Source organism: Hydrogenophaga sp. RWCD_12, from assembly GCF_046604225.1.
Classification (GTDB): Bacteria; Pseudomonadota; Gammaproteobacteria; order Burkholderiales; family Burkholderiaceae_C; genus Hydrogenophaga.
The window spans coordinates 362,430-375,621 of sequence record NZ_JBKIXC010000005.1 but is presented as its reverse complement, the minus strand read 5'-3'; the positions used below and the strand labels follow the sequence as shown (position 1 = coordinate 375,621).

The 13,192-nt window shown below is 68.2% G+C and carries 14 protein-coding genes; 8 read left to right on the top strand and 6 right to left on the bottom strand.

The annotated features are described in order from the left end of the window. Positions 1-5: 5 nt before the first annotated feature. Positions 6-695, bottom strand: a complete 690-nt coding sequence (locus ACLIJ1_RS20375; protein ID WP_411367388.1) for a hypothetical protein — start codon at positions 693-695, stop codon at positions 6-8. 107 nt (positions 696-802) lie between these two features. On the opposite strand from ACLIJ1_RS20375, the gene ACLIJ1_RS20370 reads away from it, so the two are divergent. From ACLIJ1_RS20370 to ACLIJ1_RS20335, 8 genes are all read left to right on the top strand, one after another. Continuing rightward, positions 803-2,011, top strand: a complete 1,209-nt coding sequence (locus ACLIJ1_RS20370; RefSeq protein ID WP_411367387.1) for a beta-ketoacyl-ACP synthase — start codon at positions 803-805, stop codon at positions 2,009-2,011. Next, the gene (locus ACLIJ1_RS20365) at positions 2,008-2,808 is read left to right on the top strand and encodes a beta-ketoacyl synthase chain length factor (protein WP_411367386.1); all 801 of its coding nucleotides are present in this window, start codon (positions 2,008-2,010) and stop codon (positions 2,806-2,808) included. The genes ACLIJ1_RS20370 and ACLIJ1_RS20365 overlap by 4 nt, the downstream gene beginning before the upstream one ends. Positions 2,809-2,865: 57 nt before the next feature. Then, complete coding sequence (locus ACLIJ1_RS20360; protein ID WP_411367385.1) at positions 2,866-4,503, top strand: NAD(P)/FAD-dependent oxidoreductase; 1,638 nt, start codon at positions 2,866-2,868, stop codon at positions 4,501-4,503. Between the two features lie 75 nt (positions 4,504-4,578). Then, a complete protein-coding gene (locus ACLIJ1_RS20355) occupies positions 4,579-5,913 on the top strand; it encodes an NAD(P)/FAD-dependent oxidoreductase (protein WP_411367384.1) in 1,335 nt (444 codons plus the stop codon). A gap of 11 nt (positions 5,914-5,924) precedes the next feature. Continuing rightward, positions 5,925-6,776: a MipA/OmpV family protein gene (locus ACLIJ1_RS20350; RefSeq protein ID WP_411367383.1), complete on the top strand. Its 852-nt coding sequence runs from the start codon at positions 5,925-5,927 to the stop codon at positions 6,774-6,776. Next, a complete protein-coding gene (locus tag ACLIJ1_RS20345) occupies positions 6,769-7,536 on the top strand; it encodes a lysophospholipid acyltransferase family protein (protein WP_411367382.1) in 768 nt (255 codons plus the stop codon). The genes ACLIJ1_RS20350 and ACLIJ1_RS20345 overlap by 8 nt, the downstream gene beginning before the upstream one ends. Before the next feature lie 2 nt (positions 7,537-7,538). Beyond that, positions 7,539-8,312 (top strand): glycosyltransferase family 2 protein, encoded by a 774-nt coding sequence (locus ACLIJ1_RS20340; protein ID WP_411367381.1) that lies wholly within the window; start codon positions 7,539-7,541, stop codon positions 8,310-8,312. After that, positions 8,309-9,481 carry a cation:proton antiporter gene (locus ACLIJ1_RS20335; RefSeq protein ID WP_411367380.1) on the top strand — a complete coding sequence of 391 codons (1,173 nt, stop codon included), beginning with the start codon at positions 8,309-8,311 and terminating at the stop codon, positions 9,479-9,481. Before ACLIJ1_RS20340 ends, ACLIJ1_RS20335 begins: the two co-directional genes overlap by 4 nt. A gap of 15 nt (positions 9,482-9,496) precedes the next feature. On the opposite strand, the gene ACLIJ1_RS20330 is transcribed toward ACLIJ1_RS20335, so the two are convergent. The 5 genes from ACLIJ1_RS20330 to ACLIJ1_RS20310 are packed head-to-tail and all read right to left on the bottom strand — an operon-like array spanning position 9,497 to position 13,171. Continuing rightward, positions 9,497-9,979, bottom strand: coding sequence for a hypothetical protein (locus ACLIJ1_RS20330; protein ID WP_411367379.1), 483 nt, complete (start codon positions 9,977-9,979; stop codon positions 9,497-9,499). Positions 9,980-9,995: 16 nt separating this feature from the next. After that, positions 9,996-10,733 carry a 3-oxoacyl-ACP reductase FabG gene (gene fabG / locus ACLIJ1_RS20325; RefSeq protein WP_411367378.1) on the bottom strand — a complete coding sequence of 246 codons (738 nt, stop codon included), beginning with the start codon at positions 10,731-10,733 and terminating at the stop codon, positions 9,996-9,998. Positions 10,734-10,740: 7 nt separating this feature from the next. Continuing rightward, the gene (locus ACLIJ1_RS20320; protein WP_411367377.1) at positions 10,741-11,199 is read right to left on the bottom strand and encodes a 3-hydroxylacyl-ACP dehydratase; all 459 of its coding nucleotides are present in this window, start codon (positions 11,197-11,199) and stop codon (positions 10,741-10,743) included. Beyond that, a complete protein-coding gene (locus ACLIJ1_RS20315; protein ID WP_411367376.1) occupies positions 11,184-11,984 on the bottom strand; it encodes a beta-ketoacyl synthase chain length factor in 801 nt (266 codons plus the stop codon). The genes ACLIJ1_RS20320 and ACLIJ1_RS20315 overlap by 16 nt, the downstream gene beginning before the upstream one ends. Next, complete coding sequence (locus tag ACLIJ1_RS20310; protein ID WP_411367375.1) at positions 11,981-13,171, bottom strand: beta-ketoacyl-[acyl-carrier-protein] synthase family protein; 1,191 nt, start codon at positions 13,169-13,171, stop codon at positions 11,981-11,983. The genes ACLIJ1_RS20315 and ACLIJ1_RS20310 overlap by 4 nt, the downstream gene beginning before the upstream one ends. Between the last annotated feature and the right edge of the window lie 21 nt (positions 13,172-13,192).

Genomic DNA, 13,192 nt, shown 5'->3' with positions numbered 1-13,192 from the left:
GGGTATCAGGGTGCCTTGTGGGCGTTGCTCGCGTTGTGGGCTTTCCAGGCGCGGACGGCGTCGGCGATGGTGGTCTGGTCCTCGCCGGCCAGCACAAGGCGGCGGCACAGGAACTCGGCGACGAACATCAGACCGATCAGCGGCCCAGCCAGCAGGTTGGCAAAAGTCGACCAGATGGCCACCGGGACCAGCAGGAACAGCAGCAGCGACACCAGGGCGATGCCGAGGAAGAACAGCGTCCAGGCCAGGGTGACCTGGCGGGTGTAGCGCAGCTGGGCGGGAGACAGCACACCGCCATGCACGCGGCGCGCCATCTGCGTCACCAGCGACTCACCCGGGCCTTTGAGGGAGCGGCCGAAGAACAGCGCCAGAAGAATATAGACACCCAATTGCTCCACCAGGAACAGCAGCGCCGCCTGCGTCTGCAGCCAGGGCCACCCGGCCAGCAACAGCCCCGCCTGCAGCGCGATCGCCCCCACACCCATCCAGCGCCGCGGCAGGCGCCAGAGTGCCAGCGCCAGCGCGATGCTGGCCGGTGTCAGCGCCAGGACCGCCCCCCAGGCGGGCGGGTTCTCGCTGGAACTGGCGTGGTGCGAGGCCAGCGCCCAGACCACCGCCACCAGCGCGACGATCAGCACCCGCCACCACGCCGGTCCCGGAAGGCTTTCGTCGGCGTCTGGAACAGGTGGGGTCATCGGAGGGAGTCTCGTGCGGAAAGCGGTCAATTTTACCGGCCGCCCCCGGGGCCTTCCCGGCCTTCCTACAATCCGCCAGCCTTGAAACACCACCCGTTTTTGAATCTGTGACACCGATTTCCCTGCGCGTCAGCGCCTACACGGCGGTTTCAGCGCTCGGCGACGGTCTGCAGGCGATGCGCGAGGCCATCGCCGTCGGCCGAAGCGGCCTGACCCCGCTGGGTACGCACGATTTTGGCGTCGGCCCGCTGGCCGAACCGCTGACCACCTGGGTCGGCCGCGTGGCCGGGCTGGAGCAGCCCCTTCCTGCGCGCTGGAGCCACTGGGATTGCCGCAACAACCGCCTGGCCTGGCGCGGGCTGCTGGCCGACGGTTTTGCCGGTCGGGTCGCTGCGGCCGTGGGCCGCCATGGCGCCAGCCGCATCGCCCTGGTGCTGGGCACGTCGACCGCCAGTGTCGGCGCCACCGAAGACGCGTGCCGCACGTTCGACGCCACCGGTGTGTTCCCGCCGCAGCCGGACAACCCCGCGTTGCACACCTTGCATTCGCTCACCGGCTTCGTGCAGGAGGCCCTGGGCCTGCAGGGTCCTGTCCTCACGATCTCCACCGCCTGCTCGTCCAGCGCCAAGGCCTTTGCCGCGGCCGAACGCCTGATCCGGCTGGGGCTGGCCGACGCGGCCGTGGTCGGCGGCGTCGACAGCCTGTGCGGCAGCGTGCTGTTCGGCTTCCACGCGATGCAACTGGTCTCGCCCGAGCCCTGCCGCCCGTTCGACGCCCGGCGCCAGGGCATCAGCATCGGCGAAGCCGCCGGGTTTGCCCTGCTGGAGAACGTGCCCGGTGGACTGCGGCTGCTGGGCCACGGCGAGTCGAGCGACGCCCACCACCTCTCAGCGCCCGACCCGGATGGCGCCGGTGCCGAGGCTGCCCTGGACCAGGCGCTTTCGCGGGCCGGACTGACCAGCGCCGACATCGGCTACGTGCACCTGCATGGCACGGCCACGCCGCGCAACGACGAAGTCGAAGCACAGCTGTTGCAGCGCCGGTTCGCGCCCGGTACCCCGGCCAGCTCGACCAAGGGCATGACCGGACACACACTCGGTGCGGCCGGCGTGCTGGGCGCCGTCTTCAGCCTGCTGGCGCTGGAGGATGGCTTGCTGCCCGGTACCACCCACACCGGCGAGGTCGCCGCCGGAATGCATGGATTCCTGCTGACCGGGCCCCGGCAGCAGGTCGTGCAACATGTCGTGAGCCATGCCTTTGCCTTTGGCGGCAGCAATGCGGTGCTGGTGTTCGGGCGCACGGAGGATGCGGCATGAGCACCACGAGCTTCCGCGCCCACATCGAAGGCATCTCCCTCTGGGCACCCACCCTGCCTGGCTGGCCAGTGGCCAGCGCCGTTCTCCGCGGTGAACGCGCCGCCGAACCACCCCACCCGATGCCCGTGCAGCACCGGTTGCCGATGGCCGAACGCCGCCGGGCACCACTCACGGTGACGCTGTCGCTGGCGGCAGCCGAAGAAGCGGTGCGCGCCAGTGGCCGCCCGGCCGGCGCGCTGCAGGCTGTGTTCGCGTCGGCGCACGGCGACCTGCCCGTGATCGAAGAGCTCTGTCGCACGCTGGTGCACACACCGACCCAGGTCTCGCCGACCCGCTTCCTGCACTCGATCCACAACGCGCCAGCCGGCGTCTGGAGCCAGTTTCACCGCAACCACCAGGCCAACACCGCTGTCAGCGGCGCGCAGCACAGCTTTGCCCAGGGGCTGATGGAGGCACTGGTCCAGTGCGAAACCGAGCAGCGGCCCGTGCTCTTCGTCGCCTACGACACCGCAGCGCCTGGCGCCCTGACCCACACCACCGCGAGCCGCGGCTCGCTCGCGGTCGCCCTGGTGGTGGCCCCACAGCCCGGCCCGCACAGCCTGACACGGCTGGACTGGATGCTGGAACCATTGACCTGTGCCATCCCGGCACTTTCCACCGGGGCCGCACGCACCCTGCAGGACAACGCCATGGCGCCCGCGCTGCCCCTCTTCGAAGCCCTCGCCGCGCAGCGGCCAGCATCGCTGGCCTGGCCGCTGTCGCCCTTCCAGGCGTTGCGGTTGAGCCTCGCCGGCTGAACACCTGGTCACCGGGAAATACCTGATCCAGCGATGGATTGCGGCGATACTTCCCGGATGGACTCCCAAGCAACACCTCGCGATGTCGTGATCCTGGGCGGCGGCCTGGCTGGCCTGACCCTGGCGATGCAGCTCAAGCGGCGCGAGCCGGACATCGATGTGCTGGTGCTGGAGCGCCGCTCCGAGCCAGCCCCCGAGGCGGCACACAAGGTCGGCGAGTCCACCGTCGAGGTCGGTGCGCACTACTTCGACAAGGTGATCGGGCTGGGTGAACATCTGCGCGAGCGGCACCTGCGCAAGTTCGGGTTCCGGTTCTTCTTTTCAGAAGGCCGGCGCGACCTGGACCAGGTGACCGAGATCGGCGCCAGCCGCCACCTTTCGGTGCCCAGCTACCAGATCGACCGCGGCATCTTCGAGAACTTCCTGGTCGAAGAGGCGCGTCGCCGTGGCATCGAGGTGATCGAAGGCTCGGTGGTGCGCCAGATCGACCTGGCCGAGTCCTCGTCCAACGCCGCCGCCCTGCACCGCATCGGCTACACCCACCAGGGCGAGGCCCGCAGTGTCTCGGCCCGCTGGGTGGTCGACGCCTGCGGCCGGGCCGGCCTGATCAAACGCAAGCTGGGCCTGGCCGAGCTGAACAACCACCCGGCGCACGCGATCTGGTTCCGCATCAAGGACCGCATCGAGATCGACCGCTGGACCGACAACGCCGAATGGCGCGAACGCTGCGACCCGCAGGCGCGCTGGCTCTCGACCAACCACCTGGTCGGCAAGGGCTACTGGGTCTGGCTGATTCCCCTGTCATCGGGCTCGCACTCGGTCGGCATCGTGGCCGACCCGGCGATCCACCCGCTGGACACCATGGACACCTTCGAGAAGGCCATGGACTGGTTCAAGACCTACCAGCCGCTGCTGTTCGACGACCTGGACGGCAAACGCCACCTGCTGCAGGACTTCGCCTTCTTCAAGCGCTTCTCCTACGGCTGCAAGCAGGTGTATTCGGCCGACCGCTGGGCGCTCACGGGCGAGGCCGGCCTGTTCCTCGACCCTTTCTATTCGCCAGGCAGCGATTTCATCGCCATCAGCAACACCTACATCACCGAACTGGTCAGCCTGGACCGCCGGGGTGAGCGGCTGGGCGCCCGCACGCAAGTGTTCGACCAGCTGCTGCATTCGTTCTACGAAAGCACCATGGCGCTCTACCAGGACCAGTACGCCATCTTCGGCGACCCCGAGGTGCTGCCGGTCAAGGTGATCTGGGACTACACCTATTACTGGGGCGTGCTGGCGCAGTTCGTGTTCCACGACCGGCTGGCCGACCTGTCGTCGCTGGCGGCCCTGCGCACCGAGCTGGCGCAATGCCAGGCGCTCAACGTCGCGGTGCAGGATTTCCTGCGCCAGTGGTCCGCCGTCAGCAAAAAGCGCAACCCTGCCGTGATGCTCGACCAGGCCGAACTGCCCTGGTTCGCCGAACTCAACCGCAGCCTCAACGACACCCTGGACACCGCCGGCTTTGCGGCACGCATCCGCGAATCGCACGCGCGCCTGACCGGTTTGGCGGCCGAGATCCTTGCGCGCGCCCTGGACGACCATCCGGAACTGGACGCCGGCGAACTCGGGCGCCTGCTGGCGGCCCTGAGCCCGGCACCCGGCGCTGCCTCCCCCGAACGGATGCTTCCCGAGATGGTGGCCTGAGGTCGACGCACTATGATCACGGGATGCCGCCGGCACCCGCCGGACGGCTTTCTGCATTGCCCCTGAGTCCCGCCCATGAATACCACGGCCCTGGAAAAAGCAGGCTCCTCCTGCGACGTTCTTGTCATTGGTGGAGGCCCGGCCGGCGCCACCGTCTCCGCCCTTCTGGCCGAAAAGGGGCACCAGGTGGTGATGCTCGAAAAGGCCCACCACCCGCGCTTTCACATCGGTGAATCGCTGCTGCCGGCCAACCTGCCCCTGTTTGAAAAGATGGGCATCGCCGACGAGATCAAGGCCATCGGCATGCACAAGCCCGGCGCCGAGTTCGTCTCGATGGAACACGGCCGCTCGCAGGCGTTTTCCTTCGCCGAGGCCTGGGACAAGTCCATGCCCTACGCCTACCAGGTGCGGCGCGCCGATTTCGACCAGATCCTGTTCCGCCATGCGCGCGACAAGGGTGCCACCGCGCTCGAAGGCGTGAAGGTCACCGGCGTCGAGTTCCTGCCCGAAGGCGGTGCCAGCGTCACCGCACAGGACGAAGACGGCCAGACCCGGCAATGGAAAGCCCGCTTCGTGGTCGACGCGTCGGGCCGCGACACCTTCCTGTCCACCCGCTTTCGCATCAAGCACCGCAACCCGCGCCACAACAGCTCGGCGATCTACGCCCACTTCGACGGTGCGACGCGCGGCGAAGGCGCCGAAGAAGGCAACATCCGCATCTTCTGGTTCGCGCACGGCTGGTTCTGGTTCATCCCGCTGACCAACGGCACCACCAGCATCGGCATGGTCACCTGGCCGTACCACATGAAATCCAAGGGCACGCGCAGCCTGCAGGAATTCATGATGGACAACATCGCGACCTGCCCACCGCTGGCAGAACGCCTGATGAAGGCCACGCAGACCAGCCCGACCGAGGCCACCGGCAATTTCTCCTACGTCTCAGAGCGCAACCACGGCAAGGACTACCTGATGCTGGGCGACGCTTACGCCTTCATCGACCCGGTGTTCTCATCGGGTGTCTGGCTGGCGATGAACAGCGCCGTGGTCGGTGCCGACGCCATCGATACCTGCCTGCGCAACCCGGCCAAGGCCAGCGCCGCCCTCAGGAACTTCGACCGCGTGATGCGCCACGGCCCCAAGGAGTTCTCGTGGTTCATCTACCGCGTGACCAATCCGATCATGCGCGACTTCCTGATGGGGCCGAAGAACGTACTGCGCGTCAAGGAGGCCATCCTCTCGGTGCTGGCCGGGGACGTGTTCGGCAAGACCCCGATCTGGCGCTCGATCCTGGTGTTCAAGACGATGTACTACGTCGCCAACATCGCCCAGCCCAAGCGCGCCTTCATGGCCTGGCAGAAGCGCCGTTTCAACATCCGCAAGGTGGACGACCCCGCCGTGTACAACGCATGAGGAGGCGCTCCATGGCGCAGCAACCGTTTCCGGCCCTGTGCCGCCTGGCGCTGGCGCTGCTCGCAGGCTGCGCAAGCTTCGCGGCCAGCGCCGCCGAAGAGAAGCCCCTGTGGGAAGCCGGTATGGGCGTGGCCACCGTGAGCTTTCCGGCCTACCGCGGCTCCGACCAGCGACAGGCCTTCGTCTTGCCCACGCCGTACTTCGTGTACCGCGGCGAGTTTCTCAAGGCGGACAAAGACGGCGTGCGGGCCCAGCTGTTCGACGCCGACCGGGTGAAAGTCACCGTCTCTGGCGCCTTGTCGCCGCCGGCCTACAGCAGGGACATCAAGGTGCGCGAGGGCATGCCCGACCTGCGCGCCAACTTCGAAGTCGGACCACAGGTGAACCTCACGCTGTGGGAGTCGGACAACCGGCGCCAGGAACTGAAGCTGCTGTTGCCCTTGCGCGCCGCTTTCACCCTTGAGCGCAGCCCCAGGAGCATCGGCTGGGTGTTCCACCCCAAGTTCAACGTCGATTTCGGCGGCATTCCCGGCCTCACCGGCTGGAACGCCGGCATGCAGCTTGGCCCCTTGCTTGGCGACGGCAAGCAGCACCAGTACTTCTACGGGGTCGACAGCGCCAACGCGACAGTGAATCGCCCGGCCTACCAGGCCAAGGGCGGCTTCGCGGGCATGCAGTACGTCCTGGGCGTCTCCAAACGGTACGACAAGACCTGGGTTGGCGCTTTCCTTCGTTACGACAGCCTGCGTGGCGCGACCTTCGCCGACAGCCCGCTGGTGCGCACGCGCAACTATGTCGCAGGTGGCGTCGCGGTCTCCTGGATCCTGGGGGAGTCGGCCGAGCGCGTGCTGGTCAATGACTGACCAGGGGCGCGCGCGCGGCCCGCTGTGGGCCCAGTACCAACGCCTGGCGATGCACATCGGTCTGGGTTCGCTGGCGGCGCTGTGCCTGTTTTGGTTGCCGTTTGCGATGCTGCTGCACCCGCTGTTGCCGCGCACCCTGGGCCAGCGCTGGGGCCGGGAAACGATCAGCTTTGGTTTCCGCATCTATCTGCGGCTGCTGGAAGCGGTGTGCGGATGCCGCTTCGACTTTCGGGCCATCGAGCAGTTGCGCCACGAAGGGCCGATGATCATCGCGGCCAACCACCCCTCACTCCTAGACGCGGTGATCCTGGTCTCGCGCCTGCCCAATGCGGTCTGCGTGATGAAGGCCAGCCTGATGGACAACCCGCTGTTCGGCTCGGCCGCCCGCCTCGCCCGCTATGTGCGCAATGACGGCATCCTGCAGATCATCGCCCGCGGGTGCGACGCGCTGCAGGAAGGCGGCCACCTGGTGCTGTTCCCCGAGGGCAGCCGCACGGTGAACTTCCCGGTCGACCCGTTCCCGCCCACGCTGGGCATGGTGGCCCGGCGCGCAGGTGTGCCGGTGCAGGTCGTGCTGCTGGATTTTTCGACCGCCTACCTGGGCAAGGCCTGGCCGCTGCTGCGCCCGCCGGTGTTGCCGCTCGTGATCTGCGCCCGTCTGGGTCCGCGCCTGGCGCCTCCGGCCGACCACGTCGCCTTCACCGCCGAACTGGAAGCCATCTTCCGCCGCGAGGTCCGCGTACCGGCCAACCCTTTCTGACCATGACCGACCGATCCCCCCCTGCATCGACCACCCACCTGGTCCTGATCCCGAGCTACAACCCGGGCCCGGGCGTGCTGGAAACCGTCCGTCAGGCGCGCGCCCAATGGACGCCGGTCTGGGTCGTGGTCGACGGCAGCACCGACGGCACCGACGAGCTGCTGCGCAAGGAAACGGAGCGCGATCCGGGCCTGCGCCTGATCGTGCTGCCCGAGAACCGCGGCAAGGGCTCAGCGGTGCTTGAAGGCATCGAATGGGCGGCGCGCGAAGGCTTCACCCATGCGCTGACCATGGACTCCGACGGCCAGCACCCGGCCGACCTGATCCCGGCCTTCATGGCCGCCTCGCAGCGGGACGCCAACACCATGGTGCTGGGCAAGCCGGTGTTCGGCCCCGAAGCGCCGGCCCTGCGCGTGAACGGCCGCAAGGTGTCCAACGGCTGGGCCAACCTGGAAACGCTGTGGATGGGCGTGGGCGATTCGCTCTACGGCTTTCGCGTCTACCCGATCGCGCCGCTGGCCAAGATCATGCGTGGCAACCGCTTCATGCGCCGCTTCGACTTCGACCCTGAAGCCGTGGTGCGGCTGTGCTGGGCCGGCGTTCGGCCGGTCAACATCGATGCGCCGGTGCGCTACCTCAGCGCAGAGGAAGGCGGCGTGTCGCACTTCAAATACCTGCGCGACAACACCCTGCTGACCTGGATGCACACCCGCCTGTTCCTGGGCTTCATGTTGCGCCTGCCCGTGCTGATCTCCCGCCGCCTGACCCAGCGATGAACACGACCGAAGTCTTCCTGATCGCGATGCTGATCATCTTCAGCCTGCCCTGGTTGGTCTGGAGAGTGTTCAACACCGACTATTTCGCGCCGCTGGTGGTGGTGCAGATCCTGATGGGCATCCTGCTGGGCCCGGGTGTGCTGGGCAAGTGGTCGCCCGAGTACTACCAGTTCGTCTTCACGCCCACGGTGGTGCAGTCGCTCAATGGCATCGCCTGGTGGGCCGTGATGCTGTTCGTGATGATTGCCGGCGTCGAGCTCGACCTCGGCCAGGCCTGGAAACACCGGCGCGAAAGCGGCATCACGGCCGGTCTGGCGCTGGGCGTGCCGCTGCTGCTGGGCTGCGGCGCCGCGCTGGTGATGCTGAAGTTCCCGGGCTGGATCGGCCTCAAGGCGCTCGACTGGCAGTTCGTCGTCGGCATCGGCATGGCCTGCGCCGTGACGGCGCTGCCGATCCTGATCCTGCTGATGGAGAAGCTGGACATCCTGCGCCAGCCGCTGGGCCAGCGCATCTTGCGCTACGCCAGCCTGGACGACATCGCGATCTGGGGCGTGCTGGCGCTGATCCTGATGGACTGGACCCGCATCGGCAAGCAGGCCGCCTTCCTCGTGGGCTTCATCGTGCTGGGCTGGGGCTTCCGCCGCCTGATGGCCTGGCTGCAGGAGCGCGACCGCTGGTATGTGGCGCTGATCTGGCTGGCACTGTGCGGCTTCGGCGCCGACTGGTCCGGCCTGCATTTCATGGTCGGCGCATTTCTCGCTGGCGCGATCATGGACGCACACTGGTTCAACCAGGAAAAGCTCGACCAGCTGCGCCACCACGTGCTGCTGGTGATGATGCCAGTGTTCTTTCTCTCGACCGGCCTGCGCACCAACTGGGCCGTTGGCGGCGCCGAAGTCTTCGCCGCCGCGGCGCTTCTGCTGGTCGTTTCGGTGGTCGGCAAGCTGATCGGGATTCAGATCGCCGGCCGCGTGCTCGGCTGGGCCAAAGGCGAAGCGACCATCATCGGCTGGCTGCTGCAGACCAAGGCCCTGATCATGATCATCTTCGTCAACATCCTGCTGGACAAGCAGATCATCACCAGCGAAAGCTTCACCGCCCTGCTGCTGATGGCGGTGGCGAGCACCATGCTGACGGTGCCGATGGTGGCGCCGCGGATGGGGCGCTGAGCACCTCGGCGGCGATCAGCTCTTGCCGCAACCTACCCGCTGCACGGTGATCGCGCCCATCACCGACACACCTTTGGCGGCGTTTTCGCCGCTCATGACGGTGGTGCCGGATGTCGCCGAGGCGAGTTGGGCGTTGCAGTGCAGCTTGATGTCCATGCCGCCCATGACGTTCACCGCCGCGCGCAGGCAGTACCAGCCGTTGGGGTTGAGCAGTTCGATCTCGGACGCGCCCATCACGTTCACGCCCGGCTGAACCACGACCAGCACCGGGAAGTCGGTCACTGTGCGGTCGGAGATGGCCGGCCCGCGGCCCATCACGCGGACCGATCCGGACACCGCGCGCAGCGGCGGGTTGTCGGTGAACGGATGTTGTGCCCAGGCCCGCATGCACGCGCGGGCTGCAGACAGCGAATCGTCTGCGCCGCCCTGGCTCTGCGCGTGAACCGCGCCGGCTGTCAGCAGCGCCGAAACCAGGAGGAATCGGCCAAGGGTCTTCATCGCGTCACGCGCCTCCTCAGATCATCGCGCCATTGATCGAAATCACCTGCCCGGAAATGTAGGCCGCCTGGTCCGACGCCAGGAATGCCACGAGATGGGCCACTTCGGCCGGCTGACCGACACGCTGCATCGGCACCATGCGCTTGACCGCGTCGGCGTCAAAACTTCCTTCGATCATGCCGGTCGCGATCAGACCGGGCGCGACCACGTTGACGGTCACGCCGCGGCTGGCCAGTTCCAGCGCCAGCGACTTGCTGGCCGCGTGCAGCGCGCCCTTGGCGGCCGAGTAGTTCACCTGCCCACGGTTGCCCGCGACCGCTGCGACCGAGGACAAGCTGACGATGCGGCCCCAGCGGGTGCGCATCATCGGCATCGTCAGCGGCTGGGTGACATTGAAGAAGCCACCCAGCGAAACGTCGAGCACCCGATCCCACTGCTCGCCGGTCATGCCAGGGAACACGGCGTCGTCGTGGATGCCGGCGTTGTTGACCAGGATCTGGATCGGCGCCGCCTCGACCAGCGCTTCGAGCGCGGCGGCAGTGGCCGCACGGTTGGTGATGTCGAAGGCCACGGCCTCGGCGCTGCCGCCGGACGCAACGATCTTCTCGGCCAGGGCCTGCGCCTTGTCCAGGCCACGGTTGGCGTGCACGATGACGTGGTGGCCGTCGGCGGCGAGGCGCTCGCAGATCGCGGCGCCGATGCCGCCGCTGCCGCCGGTGACGAGTGCGCGACGGCGCTTGGTGTCGGTGTTCATGGATGGCTCAAAGGGACTGTGCGTCGAGCACCACGGACGCGCGGCCTTCGAGCAGGCAACGTTCGCCGCAGTGGACAGAGAACTGGTAAAGGATCAGGCGCGCATCGCCCGACTGTCGCTCGGCGGTCACCCGCAGCGGGCCGGGCTGGCCGTCGAGCCGGTCGGTGTGCAGGCTCAGGCCGCGAACGCTGGTGAGGTAGCCCTGGGTCGGCGCGGCGTCGCTTTGCGCCAGCAAGGCGCCGTGCACGGCCATCGCCTGCGCCGCGTACTCCACCCCGTTCGCTGCGCCCAGCCGGCCGGCGTCGCGCAGCGGGTTCGCCGGATCGTTGTGGCTCACTGCCTCGCAGACGATGCGCTGCCCGTCCCACTCCAGCACGCGGTCGAGCAGGCACATGCTGCCCTGGTGCGGAATGTGGGCGGCGATCCAGCCGTGGTCCAGCGCGGCGGTGTTCAGCATGGGCGCCATTCCACGCCCAGCTGCATCGGCGCGAGGTAGTCGAGCACCACTGCGCCGGCCTCGCCGCGCGCGACACGGCGCAGCAGCGGCAAGGCGCGCATGGCCGGGATCGCGCCACGCAGCGACTCCAGCGAGGCGTCGGCCAGCGGATCGGCAGCAACGGTCGTCGGCGCCACAGTGATCGCGCCCATCGAGCCTTCGGGATTCGGCGAGAGCAGCAGCGCCACGGCGCCGCAGTCGGGCGTGTCGCGCTTGGCGTGCAGGGGCGCGGGGTATTCGCTGTCGTAGGCGATCAGCAGCACTGGTTGACCGTCGACCGCGACCTGCGCCAGCGCGTCCAGCAGGCCGGCGCCAAAGCTGGCGTCGTAGGCGCCGATCACCTGGCACGGTGCCATGCTGCGGGTCGCAATGCCCCAATACCCGGCCGCCGCGTTGTGCACCGAGTTGTGGAAGCGGGTCGGCGAGATCTGACGGTCCTCCCCCGCCAGCTGTTCGCACAGCGCATGGCAGTTGTGGCCGTCGGCGCCCGAGGCGGCGAACACGGTGGCCAGTGTGGAGGCATCGGCGCCCGCCTGCTTCACGGCTTCGAGGCCCGCGCCCAGCGATAGCTTGATGACGCGGCTGGCGCGGCGGCGTTCGGCGGGCGGCAGCAACTCGGGCACGGGCAACACCGTGGGCGCGGGCAGGTGGGCTTGCTCGCCGCGCAGCACAGCCGCGGTGGTCGGCCAGTCGGGCAAGCCGGGCCCGATCAGGCCGATGCCGGTGACGTAGGCCTTCAAGGCAGTCGTGCTCATTGCGCCACCCCCAGCACCAGAGAGCAGTTGCTGCCCCCGAAGCCAAACGAATTGCTCAGCGCGCGGCGCAGTGGCGCGCGTTCGCCGTGCAGCTGGTAGCGGATCGGTATCGACGGGTCAAGCGCGCCGGTGCCTGGGCTGCCGGGCAGGCGGCCATCGGTCAGCGCCATCGCGCAGATCAGTGCCTCGATCGCGCCGGCAGCACCCAGGGTGTGCCCGGTCGCGCCCTTGGTCGAGTTGCCCGGCACGCGGTCACCGAACAGCGCGGCCACCGCCTTGCCTTCGGCCGCGTCGTTGGCCGGCGTGGCGGTGCCGTGCAGGTTGATGTAGTCCATGTCGGCGGTGGTCAGGCCGGCCGAGCGCAGCGCGGCTTCCATGGCCATGCGTGCGCCCAGGCCCTCGGGGTGCGGCGAGGACATGTGGTAAGCGTCGCTCGACTCACCCACGCCCAGGAGCATCACCGTGCCCGCGGCTGGGGCCGTGTTGCGCTCCAGCAGCGCGAAGGCTGCACCCTCGCCGATCGAGATGCCGTCGCGCGTCGCGTCGTACGGGCGGCAGGGATTCTTCGAGGTCAATTGCAGCGAGGCGAACCCATAGAGCGTGGTCAGGCACAGCGTGTCGACGCCACCGACGATGGCCGCATCGATTGTGCCCAGCGCGAGCTGGCGTGCTGCGGCGGCGAACACCTTGGCGCTGGACGAACAGGCGGTGGAAATCGCCATCGCCATGCCAGCCAGCCCGAAGTAGTCGCGCGTGAACTCGGCCAGCGAAAAGGCGTTATGGGTGGTGCGGTAGTGAAAGTCGTCGGGCAAGGCTCCGGTGTCCGGATCCCGGCGGCGGTAGGCCAGCTCGGTCTGCAGGATGCCGGCGGTGCTGGTGCCCAGAAACACGCCCACGCGGTCCGCGCCATAACGATTCGCGGCCTCACGCACGCTCTGCGCAAAGCCGTCTGCTTCCAGCCCCATCAGGGTCAGGCGGTTGTTGCGGCAGTCGTAACGCGACAGCGCTTCGGGCAGCCGCTGCTGGTCGACGCCCGCCACTTCGCCGATCCAGGTGTCGAGCTGCACGGACTCGAAGGCACAGGGGACAAGCCCCGAACGCTCGGCCCGCAAGGCTTCGCGGTTGGGCGCAATGCCCTGCCCGAGGCAGGTGGTCAGGGTGTAAGCGGAAAGCGCAAGCGGGGTCACGGTGGGCTTCGATGGCGGGAG